General features: G+C 66.3%; 15 protein-coding genes. 6 read left to right on the forward strand and 9 right to left on the reverse strand.

The window, feature by feature from the left end:
- Window positions 1-26: 26 nt before the first annotated feature.
- The gene (gene serA, locus AC5P9F_RS06390; RefSeq protein ID WP_005409458.1) at window positions 27-1,268 is read left to right on the forward strand and encodes a phosphoglycerate dehydrogenase; all 1,242 of its coding nucleotides are present in this window, start codon (window positions 27-29) and stop codon (window positions 1,266-1,268) included.
- 79 nt (window positions 1,269-1,347) lie between these two features.
- Here the strand turns inward: serA and AC5P9F_RS06395 are convergent, their stop codons facing one another.
- Window positions 1,348-1,962, reverse strand: coding sequence for an NUDIX hydrolase (locus AC5P9F_RS06395; RefSeq protein WP_012480055.1), 615 nt, complete (start codon window positions 1,960-1,962; stop codon window positions 1,348-1,350).
- Between the two features lie 133 nt (window positions 1,963-2,095).
- Between AC5P9F_RS06395 and AC5P9F_RS06400 the strand changes: the two genes are divergently transcribed.
- Together AC5P9F_RS06400 and AC5P9F_RS06405 are read left to right on the forward strand one after the other, a co-directional pair.
- Window positions 2,096-3,571 (forward strand): amino acid permease, encoded by a 1,476-nt coding sequence (locus AC5P9F_RS06400; RefSeq protein WP_005409456.1) that lies wholly within the window; start codon window positions 2,096-2,098, stop codon window positions 3,569-3,571.
- Window positions 3,572-3,653: 82 nt separating this feature from the next.
- Window positions 3,654-5,081 (forward strand): amino acid permease, encoded by a 1,428-nt coding sequence (locus AC5P9F_RS06405; protein ID WP_043035619.1) that lies wholly within the window; start codon window positions 3,654-3,656, stop codon window positions 5,079-5,081.
- 269 nt (window positions 5,082-5,350) lie between these two features.
- Here AC5P9F_RS06405 and AC5P9F_RS06410 read toward each other — a convergent pair whose 3' ends face one another.
- The gene (locus tag AC5P9F_RS06410) at window positions 5,351-5,710 is read right to left on the reverse strand and encodes a hypothetical protein (RefSeq protein ID WP_099497671.1); all 360 of its coding nucleotides are present in this window, start codon (window positions 5,708-5,710) and stop codon (window positions 5,351-5,353) included.
- Window positions 5,711-5,930: 220 nt separating this feature from the next.
- The gene (locus AC5P9F_RS06415) at window positions 5,931-6,305 is read right to left on the reverse strand and encodes a hypothetical protein (protein ID WP_032957971.1); all 375 of its coding nucleotides are present in this window, start codon (window positions 6,303-6,305) and stop codon (window positions 5,931-5,933) included.
- 252 nt (window positions 6,306-6,557) lie between these two features.
- On the opposite strand from AC5P9F_RS06415, the gene AC5P9F_RS06420 reads away from it, so the two are divergent.
- The 3 genes from AC5P9F_RS06420 (at window position 6,558) to mtnC (ending at window position 8,548) form a co-directional block, all read left to right on the forward strand.
- On the forward strand, window positions 6,558-7,199 hold the full coding sequence (locus tag AC5P9F_RS06420) for a methylthioribulose 1-phosphate dehydratase (protein ID WP_032967162.1): 642 nt from the start codon (window positions 6,558-6,560) through the stop codon (window positions 7,197-7,199).
- A gap of 92 nt (window positions 7,200-7,291) precedes the next feature.
- Window positions 7,292-7,849, forward strand: a complete 558-nt coding sequence (locus AC5P9F_RS06425) for a 1,2-dihydroxy-3-keto-5-methylthiopentene dioxygenase (RefSeq protein WP_005409451.1) — start codon at window positions 7,292-7,294, stop codon at window positions 7,847-7,849.
- A gap of 3 nt (window positions 7,850-7,852) precedes the next feature.
- Complete coding sequence (mtnC, locus tag AC5P9F_RS06430) at window positions 7,853-8,548, forward strand: acireductone synthase (RefSeq protein WP_033833463.1); 696 nt, start codon at window positions 7,853-7,855, stop codon at window positions 8,546-8,548.
- A 652-nt stretch (window positions 8,549-9,200) separates the two neighbouring features.
- On the opposite strand, the gene AC5P9F_RS06435 is transcribed toward mtnC, so the two are convergent.
- The 6 genes from AC5P9F_RS06435 to AC5P9F_RS06460 all read right to left on the reverse strand — a co-directional run bounded on the left by AC5P9F_RS06435 (window position 9,201) and on the right by AC5P9F_RS06460 (window position 19,121).
- Complete coding sequence (locus AC5P9F_RS06435; RefSeq protein ID WP_100438481.1) at window positions 9,201-11,819, reverse strand: beta-mannosidase; 2,619 nt, start codon at window positions 11,817-11,819, stop codon at window positions 9,201-9,203.
- A 90-nt stretch (window positions 11,820-11,909) separates the two neighbouring features.
- Window positions 11,910-13,136, reverse strand: a complete 1,227-nt coding sequence (locus AC5P9F_RS06440) for an AGE family epimerase/isomerase (protein WP_099561859.1) — start codon at window positions 13,134-13,136, stop codon at window positions 11,910-11,912.
- The gene (locus tag AC5P9F_RS06445) at window positions 13,133-14,128 is read right to left on the reverse strand and encodes a carbohydrate kinase family protein (protein WP_005409447.1); all 996 of its coding nucleotides are present in this window, start codon (window positions 14,126-14,128) and stop codon (window positions 13,133-13,135) included. Before AC5P9F_RS06445 ends, AC5P9F_RS06440 begins: the two co-directional genes overlap by 4 nt.
- Before the next feature lie 7 nt (window positions 14,129-14,135).
- Window positions 14,136-15,449, reverse strand: coding sequence for an L-fucose:H+ symporter permease (fucP, locus tag AC5P9F_RS06450; RefSeq protein WP_043035614.1), 1,314 nt, complete (start codon window positions 15,447-15,449; stop codon window positions 14,136-14,138).
- Between the two features lie 60 nt (window positions 15,450-15,509).
- The gene (locus tag AC5P9F_RS06455; RefSeq protein WP_043035613.1) at window positions 15,510-16,559 is read right to left on the reverse strand and encodes a LacI family DNA-binding transcriptional regulator; all 1,050 of its coding nucleotides are present in this window, start codon (window positions 16,557-16,559) and stop codon (window positions 15,510-15,512) included.
- A gap of 96 nt (window positions 16,560-16,655) precedes the next feature.
- A complete protein-coding gene (locus AC5P9F_RS06460) occupies window positions 16,656-19,121 on the reverse strand; it encodes a GH92 family glycosyl hydrolase (protein ID WP_049459806.1) in 2,466 nt (821 codons plus the stop codon).
- Between the last annotated feature and the right edge of the window lie 597 nt (window positions 19,122-19,718).

Below are 19,718 nucleotides of genomic sequence, written 5' to 3' on the forward strand. Positions count from 1 at the left end.
CCCTGTCCCACTGGCCGTGTCGCCCCATGTCGCCGAAGAAGACCTCGTTCCCCAAGCAGGATATCCGCGTGCTGTTGCTGGAGGGGGTCAGCCAGACCGCCGTGGAGGTGTTCAGCGCCGCCGGCTACAGCCAGATCGAGGCGCACACCAAGGCGCTGCCCGAGGACGAACTGAAGGCGCGCATCGCCGAGGCGCACATCGTCGGCATCCGCTCGCGCACCCAGCTCAGCGCCGAGGTGCTGGCCGAGGCCAAGCGCCTGATCGCGGTGGGCTGCTTCTGCATCGGCACCAACCAGGTCGACCTGGACGCGGCCGAGCTGGCCGGCATCCCGGTGTTCAACGCGCCCTATTCCAACACCCGCAGCGTGGCCGAGCTGGTCATTGCCGAGGCGATCATGCTGACCCGTGGCATTCCGCAGAAGAATGCCGAGTGCCATCGCGGCGGCTGGTCGAAGTCGGCCAGCGGCAGCCATGAGGTGCGTGGCAAGACCCTGGGCATCATCGGCTATGGCCACATCGGCACCCAGGTCGGCGTGCTGGCCGAATCGCTGGGCATGCAGGTGATCTTCCACGACGTGGAAACCAAGCTGGCGCTGGGCAATGCGCGTGCTGCGGCCAGCCTGGACGACCTGCTGGCCCGCGCCGACATCGTCACCCTGCATGTGCCGGAGACCCCGGCCACGCAGTGGATGATCGGCAGCACCGAGCTGGCGAAGATGCGCAAGGGCGCGCACCTGATCAACGCCGCGCGCGGCACCGTGGTCGACATCGATGCGCTGGACGCGGCGCTGGCCAGCGGCCACGTCGGTGGCGCCGCGCTGGACGTGTTCCCGGTCGAGCCGAAGGGCAATGGCGATATCTTCGAATCGCCGCTGACCCGCCACGACAATGTGATCCTGACCCCGCACGTGGGCGGCAGCACGCTGGAGGCGCAGGACAACATCGGCGTGGAGGTGGCGGCCAAGCTGGTGCGCTACAGCGACAACGGCAGCACCCTGTCGGCGGTCAACTTCCCGGAAGTGACCCTGCCCGAACACGAAGACAGCCTGCGCCTGCTGCACATCCACCAGAACGTGCCGGGCGTGCTGTCCAAGGTCAACGAGATCTTCTCGCGACACAACGTCAACATCGACGGCCAGTTCCTGCGCACCGACCCGAAGGTGGGCTACGTGGTGATCGACATCACCGCCAGCGAGGCACAGGCCGCCGCCGTGCGCGACGAACTGGCCGCGATTCCGGGCACGCTGCGGACGCGCATCCTGTATTGAAAAAAGGGGACGGAGGGGATTAAGTCGTTTGCGGCACATGCGCTATAAACGACTTAATCCCCTCCGTCCCCTTTTTACCTCAACGTGCCAGCCACCGGCGCGCCATGCGCTGCATGGACTCGTCCGATTCCGGATCGGACACGACTTCGGTCACCGGCCGCCATGCCAGGTCAAGTGACTCCTCGCTGAGCACGAAGGCTTCGCCACCCAGCGCGCGGATTACGAAACGCACGTCGTAGTGCCAGTGCCCCGGCACGTCCTTGCGCTCCGGGATCCAGTGCTTGTCCAGATCGAAGATCGCCGGGTCTTCCAGCACCAGGCCGCTCAGGCCCGACTCCTCTTCGGCCTCCTTCAGCGCCACCTGGGCCAGGTCACGGTCGCCGTCGGCGTGGCCGCCCAGCTGCAGCCAGCGTTGCAGCTTGCGGTGGTGGGTCAGCAGCAGGCGCTGGCCATCGGCACTGACCAGCCAGCAGCTGGCGGTGAAGTGGCCGGCCAGGCGCTCGCGGCGGAACGGATCTTCCGGATCGTCCAGCAATGTGCCGAATTCGGCAGCCAGTGCGTCGTGGGCAGGCTCACGGCGGGCATAGTCCCGCAGCAGGCCACGCAAGCGATCGTCAAGCACGGCAAGGGTTTCGGCGGTCTGGCGCATGAATGGGGGCGGTCTGGAAAAATACTGCTCATTATCGCCGTTCATTGTTGCGATTGCGCTTGTGCGTTGGCTTCAGCTTTGGCTAAGGTACAGCGGGCCGTTCGCGCGGCCTTCACCATTCCAGGGTTGCCGGCAACGTATCGGCGGCCCACCCCATCCGATCACTAGGAAGTACTGCATGCTGAAAGCTCTGTTGAGGGTCAAGCCGGTTGAACCGGCCGGGCACGTCGATGCCGGCGAACCCATCGAAGGCAGCCTGGACGGCGAAGCCACGCTGAAACGGACCCTCACGGCTAAACACCTCATCCTGCTTGGCGTGGGTGCGGTGATCGGCGCTGGTATCTTCGTGCTGACCGGCCAGGCCGCGGCCAACCATGCCGGCCCGGCGGTGATGCTTTCGTTCGTGCTGGCCGGTTTCGCCTGTGCCCTGGCGGGCCTGTGCTACGCCGAGTTCGCGGCGATGATGCCGGTCTCCGGCAGTGCCTACTCGTACTCCTACGCCACCCTGGGCGAAGGCATGGCCTGGTTCATCGGCTGGTGCCTGGTGCTGGAGTACCTGTTCGCCTCGGCCTCGGTCGCGGTGGGCTGGTCGGCGTACCTGATCAGCTTCATCACCACCACCTTGCACATGCCGTTCCCGGACCTGCTCAGCGCCGCGCCCATCGCCTGGACCGGCAGCGAGTTCGTCTCCTCCGGCAAGCTGTTCAACCTGCCGGCGGTGCTGATCGTGGCGGCGGTGTCCGGCCTGCTGTACGTGGGCGTGACCCAGTCGGCCTTCGTCAACGCCATCATCGTGGCAATCAAGGTCACCGTCATCTGCCTGTTCATCGGCATCGGCGCGGCCCATATCGACCCGGCCAACTGGCAGCCGTTCATCCCGGAAAACACCGGCGTGCCGGGTGAGTTCGGCTGGAGCGGCATCTTCCGCGCCGCCACCATCGTGTTCTTCGCCTACATCGGCTTCGACGCGGTCTCCACCGCCGCCGGTGAAACCAAGGACCCACAGCGCAACATGCCGATCGGCCTGCTCGGCTCGCTGGCGGTGTGCACGATCGTCTACATCATCGTCTGCGCGGTACTGACCGGCATGATGCCGTACCACCTGCTGGGCACCGACAAGCCGGTGGCCACCGCGCTGGAGCCCTACCCGACCCTGTCCTGGCTGAAGACGTTCGTGGAAATCGGCGCCATCGCCGGCCTGTCCTCGGTGGTGCTGGTGATGATGATGGGCCAGACCCGCATCGCCTACACCATCTCCCGCGACGGCCTGCTGCCGAAGTTCTTCGGCAAGGTCCACGCCCGCTTCCGCACCCCGTACGTCGCCACCATCGTGGTCGGCGTGATCGCTGCCGCGCTGGCCGGCCTGGTGCCGCTGAACGTGCTCGGCGAACTCGTCTCGATGGGCACCCTGCTGGCCTTCGCCACCGTCTGCGTCGGCGTGCTGGTGCTGCGCTATACCAAGCCGGACCTGCACCGCCCGTTCCGCGTGCCGATGGTCTGGATCATCTGCCCGCTCGGCGCTGCCACCTGCCTGTTCCTGTTCTGGCAGGCGTTCGTGGTGCATTGGCACCTGTTCGTTGGCTGGACCCTGCTCGGCCTGCTGATCTACCTGGGCTACGGCATCCGCAACAGCAAGCTTGCCAAGTCGCCCTGATCCGCCTACGGGCCGGCCTCGCGCCGGCCCGTCCGTTTTCCCCGCGCGCCGCCCGTGGCGCGCTTCGACAAGACCACCACACATGTTCAAGCAACTGTGGGCCACCAAGCACCCGCATGCCGCCCATGAAGAGGCCAACGGCCTGAGCCTGCGCCGCCACCTCGGCCCCTGGGGCCTGACTGCCCTCGGTATCGGCGCGGTGATCGGCGGCGGCATCTTCGTCATCACCGGCCAGGCCGCCGCCAACCACGCCGGCCCGGCCATCATGCTGTCCTTCGTACTGGCCGCCATCTGCTGCGCCTTCTGCGCGCTGGCCTATGCCGAATTCGCCTCGATGGTGCCGGTCTCCGGCAGCGCCTACACCTACACCTACGCCACCTTCGGCGAGCTCTCGGCCTGGTTCATCGGCTGGATGCTGGTGCTCGAGTACGGCGTGTCCGCCTCGGCGGTCGCAGTCAGCTGGACCGGCTATTTCCTCAGCCTGCTCAGCCAGTTCGACATCCATCTACCGGCGGCGCTGGTCAGCGCCCCGCTCGATGCACAGCTGCGCCCCACCGGCGCGATCGCCAACCTGCCGGCCGCCGCGCTGGTACTGCTGCTGACCTGGCTGTGCTACGTCGGCATCAGCAAGTCCTCGGCGATGAACATGGCAATGGTCGTGCTGAAGACCGGCCTGATCCTGCTGGTCATCGTGGTCGGCTGGAAGTACGTGGACACCAGCAACTGGACGCCCTTCATCCCGGCCAACGAAGGCCCCGGCAAGTACGGCATGGAAGGCGTGCTGCGTGGCGCGGCGATGGTGTTCTTCGCCTACATCGGTTTCGAAGCGGTGTCGGTGGCGGCGCAGGAATCGAAGAATCCGCAGCGTGACATGCCGTTCGGCATGATGCTGTCGCTGGTGATCTGCACCGTGCTCTACATCGCGATGGCTGCGGTGATGACCGGCCTGGTGCCGTTCCAGCTGCTCGGCACCGACGAGCCGGTGGTGACTGCCGTGGCCGCGCATCCGCAGCTGGGCTGGCTGCGCTGGGTGGTCGAGGTCGGCGCGCTGGTCGGCCTGTCCTCGGTGGTGCTGGTGATGATCATCGGCCAGCCGCGCATCTTCATGATCATGGGCCGCGACGGCCTGCTGCCGCCGGTGTTCACCAGGATCCACCCGAAGTACCGCACTCCGCACATCAACACCGTGATCACCGGCATCGGCATCGCGCTGCTGGCGGCGCTGTTCCCGCTGGACATCCTCGGCGAGCTGACCTCGATGGGCACGCTGATCGCGTTCGCCGCAGTCTGCGCCGGCGTGCTGATCCTGCGCCGTACCCAGCCGGACCTGCCTCGCCCGTTCCGCATGCCGATGGCGTGGCTGATCTGCAGCCTGGGCGTGCTGAGTTGCCTTGCCCTGCTGTCGGCGATGACGATGCACAACTGGATGCTGATGGGGGTGTGGACGTTCGTCGGTTTCGTGATCTATTTCTGCTACGGGTTCCGGCACAGCCGCCTGCGGGTGAAGTAAAGGGATTGCAGGGCCTGCGGCCCTGCACCCGCCTTTGAAGCCGGAGCAACGGCAACGGCAACAGCGGGTCTGAGGGTTTGGCGGGGAGGGGCGAGATTGCGGGGGGCGCTGCAAGTACATCCCTGTAAGCTCGGTCGCCGCATCCATGCGGCTCACGCCCCCGCAACCTCACCCCTCCCCACCTTCGACACTCTCCCGGCGCGTCCGGTGGATCCACGCCATGCGTGGATATCATCTGTACCGTGATTGTGCCGGCGATCGGATGAGAATCACCTGCGACCAAACCAGATGGTCTTCTGTATCCAACCGGCGCCGCCCATGCAACCCATGAAGTACTCATGGTTACCGTTGGAGTTGACGTCCACGGTGTAGCGCTCGGTCTTTGGCATCAGCATCTTCTTGTATTTGCCATCCACGTCGCATGTCTCGCCTTCCTTGCAGACCGTCAGCACCTCGATCTCCTCGGTGCGCTCGACAACGTCCATCTTATCCGGCCACTTCTCGTTGGCCTCTGCCCTGCAGCGCCACCGCGACTCTTCCAGCGGATCAGCATGATCACTGAAGCGTGCCCATTCGGTCGCACAACCTCTGGTCAACAGCGCAAGCCCCGCAGCCACGGCCAGTCGCATACACGTAGCCATCTCCATCATCCTTCTCGATTTCCGGTCGCAGCACGCGCTCGTACTTTCCGTCCACGTCGTACGTGTTCTTGTCCTGCCCCCCTGCTCGTCTCCAGCCTCAACCCCTGAACGGTTCGCATAGCTAGGTCATTCTCCGCTGGCCACTGTTGCCTCGAGTCCGTTGAGCAGCAACCGGTCGAGCCGCTGTCGTCCGCTGCGCCGGCCCCGCCTAGCGGCGATTGAACCAGATGAGCTGCTGCTGCCAGCCGGCACCGGCCATGCAGGCATTGAACTCGCTGCTGCGGTCGGACGCGTTGACGTCCACGATGTAACTCTCCTCTTTCGGCATGGGTACCATGTTGTACTTGCCGTCAATGGCGCAGACTTCATCAAGCCTGCAGGGCACCTTGCGGTCTTCGTAGACGGTGCGCGTGGCCACTTCATTCCTGACCGGCCAGTGATCGTCGGCCTGCGCCCTGCAACTCGAATGGGCGGGGCCGAATGACCGCGCACCCGCATCCATCTTCACCCATTCCATCGTGCAGCCACTGCTGGCAAGCATGATGCCAATCGCCCCCATCATCCCCATCGCGCGCGCGATCATCGAAGTACTCCTTTCCTTGGCGCTCGCCGGAACTTCTGCGGCAATCCGATGATGTTTCGCGGCAAGAGGGCTGTCCACGACCGGAATCGCTTCCAGCGGGAGCGCTGCCCTCCCCATTCAGCCAGCGCTGTGCTTGCCTCGATCCACCCCCTGCGCGCCGCCTGCCAGCACGCCGCTTCGCGTTGCCCACGCAGCAGGCAGGCGGTCGCCGCGCGGGCCCAGCATCGGGCCGGATCACGTAAAATGCCGTCCATGGACACCACCACCTTCCCCTACGACACCGCCCGCCTGGGCGAACTGGCCCAGCTGCTGATCGACAACGTCCGCGAACTGGCCCAGGCCGGCTGGACCCCGGCCACCAGCAGCAACTTCTCCCACCGCCTGGATGACCGCCACGCCGCGATCACCGTCTCGGGCAAGGACAAGGGCCGCCTGATCGAGGACGACATCATGGTGGTGGACTTCGATGGCAAGGCCGTGGGCCGCCCGCTGCGCCCCTCCGCCGAGACCCTGCTGCACACCCAGCTGTACCGCCGCTTCCCGGAAATCGGCTGCGTACTGCACACCCATTCGCCGGTGCAGACCATTGCCTCGCGCCTGTACGCGCCGCAGGGTCATGTGCACCTGGAAGGCTACGAACTGCTGAAGGCCTTCGCCGGCAACAGCACCCACGAGATGGCCATCAACGTACCGGTGTTCGCCAACACCCAGGACATGAACGTGCTTTCGAAGCAGGTCGATGATCTGCTCGACCGCCAGAACCTGTGGGGCTACCTGATCGACGGCCACGGCCTGTACGCCTGGGGCCGTGACATGGCCGAGGCGCGCCGTCATCTGGAAGCCTTCGAATTCCTGTTCCACTGCGAACTGGAACTGCGCAGGCTGCGCGGCTGAACCCGCGCGCAGGTGCAGATGCCGATCCGGAATCTGCACCTCGCCCCCACCCTGATACCCTGTCTTCCCCCCGAGACGTTCAAGCTGCCGCCATGAGCCGACTGCGCATCTACGACGACACCCGCCCCGAATCGCCGCTGCTGGACACCCAGGACGGCGCGGTCATCGCTGCCGAACTGCAGAAGATCGGCGTCACCTTCGAGCGCTGGCAGGCCACCGCACCGGTTGCGCCCGGCGCCAGCCAGGAGGAAGTGTTCGCCGCCTACCGCGCGGACATCGACCGCCTGGTCGCCGAGCGCGGCTTCAAGAGCGTGGACGTGGCCTCGATCGCCCCGGACAACCCGAACCGCGCCGAGCTGCGGAAGAAGTTCCTCGACGAACACTTCCACAAGGAAGACGAGGTGCGCTTCTTCGTCGCAGGCTCCGGCCTGTTCACCCTGCACGTGGGTGACAAGGTCTATGAGATCGAGTGCGTGAAGGACGACCTGATCGCCGTGCCCGATGGCACCACCCACTGGTTCGACATGGGCGATGAACCGAGCTTCGTGGCGATCCGCTTCTTCACCGAGCCGGACGGCTGGGTGGGTCATTTCACCGGCACCGACATCGCGCAGAAGTTCCCCCGTTACGTACCTACCCAGGCGTCCTGATCCATGCAGCCCCGCGTCATCCTGACCGACATCGAAGGCACTACCAGCAGCATCTCGTTCGTCAAGAACGTGCTGTTCCCCTATGCCCGCAAGGCCTTGCCGGCGTTCGTCGCCGAACATGGCCAGCAGCCGGAGGTCCGCCGCTGGCTGGACGCGGTGGCTACCGAGATCGGCGGCGCCTGCCAGGACAGCCTGGTGGCCGAGACGCTGCAGGGCTGGATCGACCAGGACCGCAAGCACACCGCGCTGAAGGCGCTGCAGGGCCTGATCTGGGATGAAGGCTACCGCCGCGGCGACTACACCGCGCACTTCTACCCGGAAGTGGCGCCGGTGCTGAAAGGCTGGCATGCCGCCGGCCTACCGCTGTACGTGTACTCCTCCGGCTCGGTGCCGGCGCAGAAGCTGTTCTTCGGTTTCAGCGATGCCGGTGACCTCAGCCCGCTGGTGTCGGGCTGGTTCGATACCGAGATCGGTGGCAAGCGCGAGGCCGACAGCTACCGCCGCATCGTGCAGGCGATCGGCGTGCCGGCCGGCGAGATCCTGTTCCTGTCCGATGTGGTGGAGGAATTGGACGCCGCCCGCGAAGCCGGCCTGCAGACCCGCCTGATCGATCGCCTGGATGATTACCCGATGCCGCGCATCGGCCAGGCCGCCAACGGCCACGAGCGGGTCGAGAACTTCCAGCAGATCCAGCTGTAAAGAAGAGATGTGTGCGGACCAACGGTCCGCACCTACCCGTCTCCGCGTCTGGTGGATGCCAACCTTGGTTGGCATGTTCGGTGTGTGCCAACCAAGGTTGGCACCTGCCAATGCGGGATACGCCGCCCTCAACGATCGAGGTGTGCGGACCAACGGTCCGCACCTACCCGTCTCCGCGTCTGGTAGATGCCAACCTTGGTTGGCATGTTCGGGGTGTGCCAACCAAGGTTGGCACCTACCAAAACAGGATGTGCCGCCCTCAACGATCAAGGTGTGCGGACCAACGGTCCGCAGCTGCCCGTCTCCGCTTCTGGTAGATGCCAACCTTGGTTGGCATGTTCGGTGTGTGCCAACCAAGGTTGGCACCTACCAAAACAGGATGTGCCGCCCTCAACGATCGAGGTGTGCGGACCAACGGTCCGCACCTACCCGTCTCCGCTTCTGGTAGATGCCAACTTTGGTTGGCATGTTCGGGGTGTGCCAACCAAGGTTGGCACCTACCAAAACAGGATGTGCCGCCCTCAACGATCGAGGTGGGCGGACCAACGGTCCGCACCTACCCGTCTCCGCTTCTGGTAGATGCCTGCCTTGGTTGGCATGTTCGGGGTGTGCCAACCAAGGTTGGCACCTGCCAATGCGGGATACGCCGCCCTCAACGATCGTTGAGGGTCTTCAGCTTCATTGCTTCGCGCAGGGCAGTCAGGTCCACCGGGCCGCGCACCGCAATGTCCCGGGTCTCGCCCGGCAGCAGGTCCAGCAGGTTGTCTTCGATCTGCACATCCAGCGCGCCGAAATCGATCCACGTCGCGCGCACGTAAGTCGCGCTTTCCAGGCGCAGACGGTAGTGATCGCCTTCGATGGACAAGGTGGCCTTCAGCTTCTGCCGCGGCAACACCTGGTCCTTGGCTTCGACGAATCCGACGATCTGGCGGGCACTGACCGCCCCGTTCTGCAGCAGCTCGAACACGGCCACCGTGCGCTTCGGATCGGCACTGGCCAGCAGCTCGGCATCGCGGAAATCACCAATCGAGGTGACGCCCGCCGCCGTCAACGTCACCGCGTCCTCGCGACGACGCAGCACCTTGCCATCCACATCCATCACCCGCAGCCGCCAGCGTGCATCTGCGGCAGCGCCATCATTGATCAGGCGCACCCGCGTACTACCCTCATCACGCAATGCCGCCAGCGTGACCGGCGCGAAGAAGCGCCGCGCGGCAAAATGCAATGCCTTCCAGCGACCGAAGTAGTCCACGCTGGACCATGAAGCACCCGGCCAGACGTCGTTGAGCTGCCAGTACAGCGAGCCCATGGTGTACGGCCGCGAAGCGCGATGGTGCAACGCGGCCAGCGCGATGCCATCGGCCTGCATCACCTGGCTGAGGTAGACGAAGTCCTCGAAGTCCTTCGGCGTGCCGTAGCCCAGTTCGATGTAGTGCAGCAGGCGGCTGTTGCCCTCGCCGGCCATGAATTTCTGGTGCGCGCGGATCACCGGGCTGTCGATGCGCTGCTCGGCGCGGGTGGCGATCTGGTCCACGGTGGCCAACGGCGGCCATGCCTGCAGGCCGTACTCGGACATGAAGCGCGGCGTCTCGCGCAGGTAAGCCTGCACCGGCAGCGCCGGATTGCCCCAGACCTGCCAGTAGTGCTTGTCGCCACGGGTCGAGTCGTTCGCCTTTTCGTCAAGGTCGTTGCTGGGCGAGCTGGACCAGTACGGCACGCCCAGGCCCTCCTCACTCACTACCTGACGCAGATCATTGCCGAACAGGTCGACATAGCCCTGCCAGACCTTCTCGGCAAACGCCGGGTCGGCCGCCTTCAGGTCGCGGCCGTGGCCCCAGTCCTTCCAGGCGGTTTCTTCCTCGTTGTTGCCACACCACAGCACGATGCTGGGGTGATGGCGCAGCCGGCGCACATTGTCGCGTGCCTCGGCCACCACGCTGGCACGGAAGGCCGGATCGTAGCCCGGCTGCATGCCACCACCGAACATGAAGTCCTGCCAGACCAGCAGGCCCAGTTCGTCGGCGATGTCGAAGAAGGCATCGTCCTCGTAGTAGCCGCCACCCCAGTTGCGCAGCATGTTCATGTTGGCGTCGCGTGCGGCGGTCAGCACCTGGCGCAGGCGCGCGGCATCGACGCGTGCGGGGAAGGCATCGAACGGAATGACGTTGGCGCCCTTTGCGAAGATCTCCACGCCGTTGATGACGAAAGCGAAGCCCTGCCCGCCCTTACCGTCTTCCTCGCGGCGCAGTTCAACCGTGCGCAGGCCGATACGCTGCTCGCGCACCAGCGCTGCATCGGCGCCACCGTCCAGGCGGGCCTGCACGGTGTAGCGGTCCTGTGCACCGTGGCCGACCGGCCACCAGCGCTGCGGCTTGGCCAGTTCGACCGGTACTTCGACAGCGTTCTGGCCGGGCTTCAGCAGCACCGTGCGCTGCACCTGGGCCACGCTGCGACCCTGCGGATCGCGCACATCGACATGGACCACCGCAGAACCGGCAGCGTTACCCTGCTCCACCTGCAGCAATACCGCCAGCCTCGCCTGCTCCGCGCTCAACGCATCGGTACGCACGGCAAGATCGGTCAGGCGGTGCGCATCCCAGGCCTGCAGGTCGACCCCGCGCCACAGGCCGGCGGTGACATAGCGCGGGCCCCAGTCCCAGCCGAAATGGTAGGCCGGCTTGCGCGCGAAGTTGCCGACCATCGCTTCCTTCGGCTCATCGCCATACGGCGACGGGTAATTGCCAGCGATCTTGTGCGGCATCGCCTGCACACCCGGCAACAGCGTGCGGATCGGTGAGCGGAACACGATCTGCAGTTCATTGCCGCTCGCGCGCAGGCGCCCTTCCACGCGCGCACGCCAGGTGCGGTGCGCATTGTCCGCGCGCAGCAGCGGCCTGCCGTTGAGGCTGACTTCGGCATAGGTATCCAGCCCATCGAAGCGCAGCTCGGCATTGGGCTTGGCCAGTGTCGCCGCATCCACGTCGAAGCGGGCGCGGTACTCCCAGGCAGCCAGCCCGATCCATTGCAGCTCTGCCTCAGGCGCACCGACGTACGGATCGCGGATCAGCGCGTGGGCGAGCAGGTCGGTGTGCACGCTGCCCGGCACCTTCGCCGCACGCCACTGCTGCAGGCCCGGGTGGGCGGCGCCCTGCGCATCGCCGGGCAGCATGCGGAATTCCCATCGCGCCTGCAGCGGGGCTGCAGTTGCCGGGAAGGCGGAGACTGCGATCAGCAGCAGGAGCAGACGGACAACGAGGGAAAGACGATGCACGCGGAGCTCCTGTTTTCCGCCGGGCGTCGCCCGGCGCTACCGATTCCGGATTGCCAGGCATGGCCTGGCACTACTGCATTCAAACGATCTTCAACGCACCACGTTCAACACTTCGTAGCACGCACCCATGGTGTGGTAATCCACCTTGCCGGCCGGGCTCTTCTCGTCGCTGTACTTGCGGTTGTCGGCATCGAGGATGCGGAACCAGGCGCCGTACTGATGGTCGACGAAGTGCTCCCACGAGTACGCCCAGATGCGCTCGTACCACTGCCAGTAGCGGTCATCACCGGTGCACTTGGCCATCAGTGCGGCGGTGGCCAGCGTTTCGGCCTGCACCCAGAAATACTTGTCGTCGTCGCAGACGAAGCTGTCGCCGCCGATCGGGGCACCGTCCATGCCCGCCTGTCGGCGCGTTTCCGGTGCGAAACCGTAGTACAAGCCACCGCGCGCCTCGTCCCAGCTGCGCGCCACAGCCACATCGAACAGGTGCTGCGCGGTCGGCACCAGCCAGTCGGCCTGCACGTGGCGATCGAGGATCAGCAACAGCTTGGCCCATTCGGTCTGGTGGCCGGGCTGGAAGCCCCACGGGCGGAACAGGTGCTTGGGGTCGTCCAGGTTGTAGTCCCAGTCGATCTCCCAGTTCTCATCGTAGTGCTCCCAGACCAGCCCGCCGGCCTTGGCCGCCTGGCGGCGGGTCATGTTGTCGGCCAGCTGCAGCGCACGCTCGACATAGCGCTGCTCACCACTGGCCTCGAACGCCGCCAGCATCGCCTCGCACATGTGCATGTTGGCGTTCTGGCCGCGATAGCCGGTGAAGTTCCACTGGCCATCGGCCTCGTCCTTGTACAGGCCGTGCTGTGGCTCCCAGAAGCGCGCTTCCAGCAGCTGCCAGGTTTCGTCCATCCACTCGCGGGCCTGCTCGACACCGGCCTTCAGCGCGCAACTGTAGGCCAGCAGCACGAACGCCACGCCGTAGCAGTGGTTCATGTCGTCCTCGACCTTGCCATCACGCAGAGTCCAGGCGTAGCCACCGGTGGCCGGGTTGCGGTGCACCTCGCGCAGGTAGCGCACGCCGTGCTCGACCGCCTCGCGGTACTCGGCATTGCCGAATTCGCGGTAGGCCATCGCGTAGTTGAAGACGAAGCGCGTGCTGCTCACCAGGTGGCGGTGGCTGGCATCGTAGACGCTGCCGTCATCCCGGAAGTAGTGAAAGAAGCCGCCGTCCGGATCGATGCAGCGCGGATGGTAGAACGCCATGGTATCGGCGATGTGCGCGCGCAGGAACGCGGGCGAACGGAAATCGGGCGAGGTGCTCATGCGGTAATGTCCTGTGCCTGCAGCAGCTGCTGCACTTCATCGAGCGAGGGCATTGCGGCGAACGCGCCCTTGCGGGTAACAGCCAGCGCCCCCACGGCGGCGCCGAAACGCAGCGTGGCGGTGATCGCCTCCGGGTCCTGGCAGAACGCAGCGAAACCAGCGCCCGCCCCACCGCGCTCCAGCAGGCCGACCAGCACGCCGCCGACGAAGGCATCGCCAGCAGCCGTGGTGTCGACCGTGGCCACGCGGAAACTGGTGACCGTGCCGTGGTTGTCGCGGGTGTACCAGTGCAGCGTGGCAGCACCGTCGGTGACGATGACCCAGCGCGCCTGCGCGGCCAGCAGGCGCCGCAGCACCGTCGCCTCGCCGTCACTGCCCAGCGGCGCGGCCAGGTAGTCCAGTTCCTCGCGCGACAGCTTCACCAGATCGGCGCGTTCCAGCGCCTGCCACAGGCGCGGCGTCGGATCCTCGTTCGCCGGCCACAGCGCGGGACGCAGGTTCAGATCGAGGCTGACCACCGCGCCGGCCGCACGTGCACGGTCCATGCCGGCAAAGGTCGCCTCGGCGATGCCCGGCTCGGTCAGGCTGTTGGAGCAGACGTGGAAGCACTGCGCGCTGTCGAGGCAGGCGGCCTGGAAATCGCTGTCACGGAACAGCAGGTCTGCCGCTGGCGGGCGGTAGAAGCTGAAGCTGCGCTCGCCACTGGCGTCGAGGGCGACGAAGGCCAGCGCGGTCTTCGCCGCATCGGTACGCACGATGTAATCCGTGCCCACGCCGTGCTCGACCAGGCTGTCGGCCAGGAAGTCACCGAACATGTCACGGCCGAGCATGCCGACGAACTGCGTCTTCGCGCCCAGCCGCGCAGCGGCCACGGCAACGTTGGCCGGCGCCCCGCCGGCGTACTGCAGGAACGCCCGCGGCGTATCGGCCGAGGCCGGCGGCTGCGCTAGTAGATCGATCAAAATTTCGCCGAAGCAAACGATGGAACCCATTCCGGACTCAGCCTCCCTGCGTTGCGGAAGCCGGCGTACGTGCGCCGACCAGTCCGTAGAAAATGATGTAGCCGTAGCACAGCAGCGGCAGGATGAAGCTGGCCTGCACACCGATGTGGTCGGCCAGCACGCCCTGCAGGTACGGCACCACCGCACCGCCGACGATGGCCATGATCAGCAGGCTGGAACCCTTGTTGGTCAGCGGGCCCAGGCGCTCGATGCTCAGCGCGAAGATGGTCGGGAACATGATCGAATTGAACAGGCCGATCGCCACCACCGAGTACAGCGCGATGTTGCCGGAGGTCAGCATGGTCGTGACCAGCAGCCCCACGTTGACCAGCGCGAAGATCGCCAGCAGGCGGCTGGGCGAGAAGCGCGCCAGCAGCGCCGAGCCGGCGAAGCGGCCGATCATCGCCATCGTCCAGTAGGCCGACACGTAATGCGTGGCTTCCTGCTCGCTGAAGCCGCCGATGTTGGGCATCGACAGGTAGTTGACCAGGAAGCTGCCGATCGAAACTTCGGCACCGACGTAGAAGAAGACGCCCAGCACACCCAGCAGCAGGTGGCGCTTGCGCAGCGCATCCAGGTAGCTGTGGTGGTGGCCCTGGTCGGCCTGCTCGGTGGCGTCGCTCAGTGCCGGCAGGCGGAACAGGTATACGAACAGCGCCAGCAGCACCAGCGCAACGGCCAGCCCCACGTACGGGCCCTGCACGGCCTGCGCCTCGGCGGCACGGTAGGCCAGCTGTTCGGCGGCCGGCAGTGCCGCGATGTCATCGGCACTCTTCACCGTGTTGGACAGGATCAGCATGCCGCCGAAGATCGGGGCGATGGCCGTGCCCAGCGAGTTCAGCGCCTGCGCCAGGGTCAGGCGGCTGGAGCTGGTCTGCTCCGGGCCCAGCAGCGCGACGTAGGGATTGGCAGCAACCTGCAGCACGGTGATGCCGGTGGCCAGAACGAACAGTGCGCCCAGGAAGGCGCCATAAACGCGCAGCTCGGCCGCCGGCCAGAAGCCCAGCGCACCGATACCGGCAATCACCAGGCCGGCCACGATGCCCTTCTTGTAGCCCAGCGCCGCCACCAGCCGACCCGCCGGCAGCGACATCAGGAAATAGGTGCCGAAGAAGGTGAACTGCACCAGCATCGCCTTGGCGTAGTTCAGCTCGAACACCGCCTTCAGGTGCGGGATCAGGATGTCATTGAGGCAGGTCAGGAAGCCCCACATGAAGAAGATCGTGGTGACCACGGCCAGCGCCTTGCCGTTGGTGACGGCAGGTGCGTTGCCCGAAGATCCCGTTGGACGGGGCGTTGCGGAGATCGGCATGCGGTACGCGCCTCGATGCGCGGAAGGTCGTTGTTGCGTGGAAGGGGTGTATGGAATAAATCAGTTCGGTCGTGCGGCACTGCTTTCGCGGATGCGCAACTGCACCGGCGCGACCGTGCGCCGTGGCGGCGCGTCCGGTTCGTCCAGTCGTTGCAGCAGCAGCGCCGCAGCTTGCCGGCCCCGCTCGCGCGGATCGGCGGTGAGCGTGGTCAACGGCGGCACCGCCACCGCAGCCTCGGAAATATCGTCGAAGCCGGTAACGGCAAAGTCACCTCCCGGACGGATGCCCCGTGAATTCAAGCCCAGCATCAGGCCCAGCGCGACGGTGTCGTTGTAGCAGACCGCCGCACTCGGGCGATGGCCGTCGGCAAACAGCTCATCGGTGCGCGCCGCGGCTTCCAGGCGGTTCGGCGCCGACTCGATCATCCAGCCCGGCGGCAGCGACAGGCCCGCTTCGGCCAGCGCCTGCTGGAAACCGGCACGGCGCTGGTGGCACGAGCTCGATGCGGCGTGGCCGCCAAAGAAAGCGATCTGGCGATGGCCGCGTTCGATCAGGTGGCGCGTGGCCAGATAGGCACCGTGCTGGTTGTCCAGGGTCAGGAAATCCCAGTCAGCGCCTTCCAGTTCGCGGTTGAACAGCAGCACGTTGGCATTGGCACCCAGTGTCTGTCGCAACTGCACGGTATCGCTGCCCTCGGCCGGCGACAGGATCAGGCCGGCCGGGGTGTGCTCCATCAACGTGGACAGCACCGCCTGCTGGCGCTCCGGCGATTCGCCAGTGCTGCCGAGCAGGGTCACGTAGCCGCGTCCGCCCAGCGCCTCGTCCACGCCGGACGCGAATTCGGCGAAGAACGGGTTGGAAAGATCGTTGATCACCAGCGCGATGCTCGACGAGGTACGCCGGCGCAGGTTGGCGGCAGCGCGGTTGTAGACATAGCGCTGCCGGCGCAGCTCGGCCTCGACCTTGGCACGGGTATCGACGTTGACCAGCGGGCTGCCGCGCAACACCAGCGACACGGTCGCCCGTGACACGCCGATGGCACGCGCGATGTCGGTCACCGTCACTGCCTTGCCGGCGCGCTTGCTGGGACTGCTGCCGTTGTCGTTCATCGTCTTCCCGGACTCCGCTGGAGGCTCAAGCCTAATGGATCAGGGCCGTGTCGTGCCGTGCCGTTCGCTGGGTCACCGCGAACGGCACAGTCCGGCTCAGCGCAGCTGGCTGCCCGGTGCCGCGCACCAGGACACCGGCAGGTCCTTCACCGCCGTACCCCAGCCCTGCTCCGGCGCCTTCGCGTCAAGCGCGAACTGCAGGCGCGGGCCCTGCTGCAGCTGGTTCCAGTCCAGCCAGACCGGCGCATGCGCCTGGCCATCGACCTGCACGCCCTGAACGTACTGCAGGCGGCGGCCATCGGCACCCGGCGCGTCGATGCGCAGCGTCCGGCCATTGCCCATGTCCAGTTCCACCTTGCTGAAGCGCGGGGTGTGCAGCAGGAACTGGCCGCTGCCCGGCACCGCCGGATACACGCCGATGGCGCTGAAGAGATACCAGGCCGACATCGTGCCGAGGTCGTCGTTGCCGGTCACGCCATTGGGCGCATTGGTGAACAACTGCTGCGCGGCACGCACCACGGCCGCGGTCTTCCACGGCTGGCCGATCAGCGTGTACAGCCACGGCGAGTGCAGGTCAGGCTCGTTGTTCGGGTTGTAGCGGAACTGGTTGTAGTAGCTGTACGGCCCGACCACCCACTCCTTGCGGGCGGCATTGAGCGGATCGGCCTGCAGCGCGTCCATGGCGAAGAACGCGTCGAGGCGGCGGCCGGCCTGTTCGCGGCCCTGCATCGCTTCGACCAGCCCCGGCACGTCCTGCTGCGCCAGCCACTGGTACTGCCACGCCGTGCCCTCATGGAAACCGTGGTGCGAGCGCGGGCTGTAGTGGCCATCGGCCGGGGTGTACCACTGGCCGTCCTCGGTGCGCGGGCGCGGGAAACCGGTAAAGCCGGTCTCGGCGTCGCGCACCTGCGGGTCCCACACCTTGCGCCAGTTGCGGCCGCGCTCACGCAGCGTCGCCGCGTCCTGCGCATGGCCGAGGCCATCGGCCATCTGCGAAAGCGCACAGTCGGCCAGTGCGTATTCCAAGGTAGCCGAACCGCCGTGGTGCGGATCGACGTCCATGCCCTTGGACGGGAACGCGCGGTCGTAGACCACATAGCCCTTGTCCAGGTAGGTCGGGTTGCCGGAACGGCCGGCCATGCGTGAGTTCAGCGGCGGCGTGCCGAAGGCATTGCGGCGCAGCGCATCCCAGGCCTGCGATTCACGGCCCTTGAGCGCACCAAAGCGCCACAGGTCGACCATGAACGGGGTGACCGGATCGCCGGTCATGATGTTGGTCTCGAAGTTGGCATAGCCCCAGCGCGGCAGCCAGCCGCCCTGCTCGTCAATCGCCAGCAGGGTACGGCCGATGTCGCGCGCCACGTCCGGGCGGGTCAGCGCCAGCCACTGGTTCTGCGCGCGGTAGGTATCCCACAGCGAGAAGTACTCGTAGTAGGTCCAGCCGTCGGCACGGTGGATGCCATCGTCATAGCCGCGGTAGCGGCCGTCGGCGTCGTTGCCGGTCATCGGCTGCAGCAGCGCGTGGTAGACCGCGCTGTAGAACACGGCGCGGTCGTCGGCGGTGCCGCCCTGCACGCGCACCCGGCCCAGCTGCTCGCGCCACGACTGCTGGGACAGCGCACGCATCCGGTCGAAACCGAGCAGCGCGCCGCCCTGCATGCCTTCCGCGCGCAGGTTGGTACGCGCGCCTTCGGCATCCACATGCGATATCGCGCTGATCGCCGTTACCGACTGGCCCTTGGCGAGGTCGAAGCTGAGCCAGGCACCATTCGGCTTCTGTTCGCCTTCCATGCTGTGGCGCGCACCCGGCAGGCCGCCGCCCTCGCCCCAGGTGCCATGCGCCTTGAACGGGCGGTCGAACTCGATGCGGAACCAGGTGGTGTACTGATGGCCGCCGCAGAAACTCTTGGTCACCAGCTTGCCCTCGACCACGCGGTCGCCGACCACATCGACCACGCTGCCGATCACCGAATGGCGCTCATTGGCTTGGCCAACATTGACCAGCACGTGGCCCTCGCCCTGGCGCTGGCTGAAGGTGTAGCGCTCGGCCGCGGCACGTGTACGCGCGGTGGCCTCGGCATCGATGCCGCCGTAGCTGGTCAGGCGCACCTTGTAATAGCCGGCCTGGCCGATCTCGCCGTCATGCGTGTACGAAGCGGCATAGGTCTTGTGGTTGAAGTTCTTGGCGTCAGCAGTATCGAAATCGCCGCCCGGACCGATGCTGCCGGTGACCGGCAGGATCGACACCTGCCCGCCCTGCTCCCAGCAACCGGCGCCAGAGATGAAGGAGTGGCCGAAACCGCGGATCTTCTCGTCGTCGTAGCGCCAGCCCGAATAGTGGCTGCCGATCGGGCTGACCTGGATCAGGCCGAACGGTGCCGATGCGCCGGGGAAGGTATTGCCGTCGTCCTTGCTGCCGATGAAGGTGTTGACCTCGCGTTCCAGCGCCGCCGGTGCGGCCTGCAGCAGCATCGGCATGGCCGAAAGCGCCAGCAGACAGGCCAGGCGCGCCAGCGGGCGGGAGGACAATGGGACGGCGGGAGCGGACGGCACTGGACGCATGTCGGGTTCCTGTAGTCGATGACGCGGAGGCAGACGGCCGGGGCCGTCCGGCACCGTTCCGCTGAGCCCTGCCCTGACCCGCAGAGAGCTCCCCCTGGAATGACGCCCGACCCACCAGACCGTGGATTTAGATCGATTCAAGTAGAGCATGCGGCTTCAGCCGAATGCATTCTGCGGCGCAGCATGAGAGGGGGTGTTCGGCAGGGCTGCGCCCTGCACCTGCCGAAGCCGAAGCCGAAGCCGAAGCAACAGCAAAAGCCGACTATCCGTGGGATGGCGGGGTGGGTCCGGTTGCGGGGGACGCCGTAAACCCGTCCCTGGGGGCTTGGCCGCGGCATCCATGCCGCGGACACCCCCGCAACCGGACCCACCCCGCCTTCGACAGATTTCCGCGATCTGTGGATCCACGCCATGCGTGGATGAATCTCTGTCGGATAACGAAATCGATTGGGGTCAGATCCGTTTTCCAAAGGAAAACGGATCTGACCCCAGCACCCCATGTCGTTCCAGGATCAATCCAACCGTCACCGGGAAACTGTCGAAGGCGGGGCGGTGTCGGATTGCGGGGTGTCCGCGGCATGGATGCCGCGGCCAAGC

Source organism: Stenotrophomonas sp. YJH_SMC_4, from assembly GCF_059371575.1.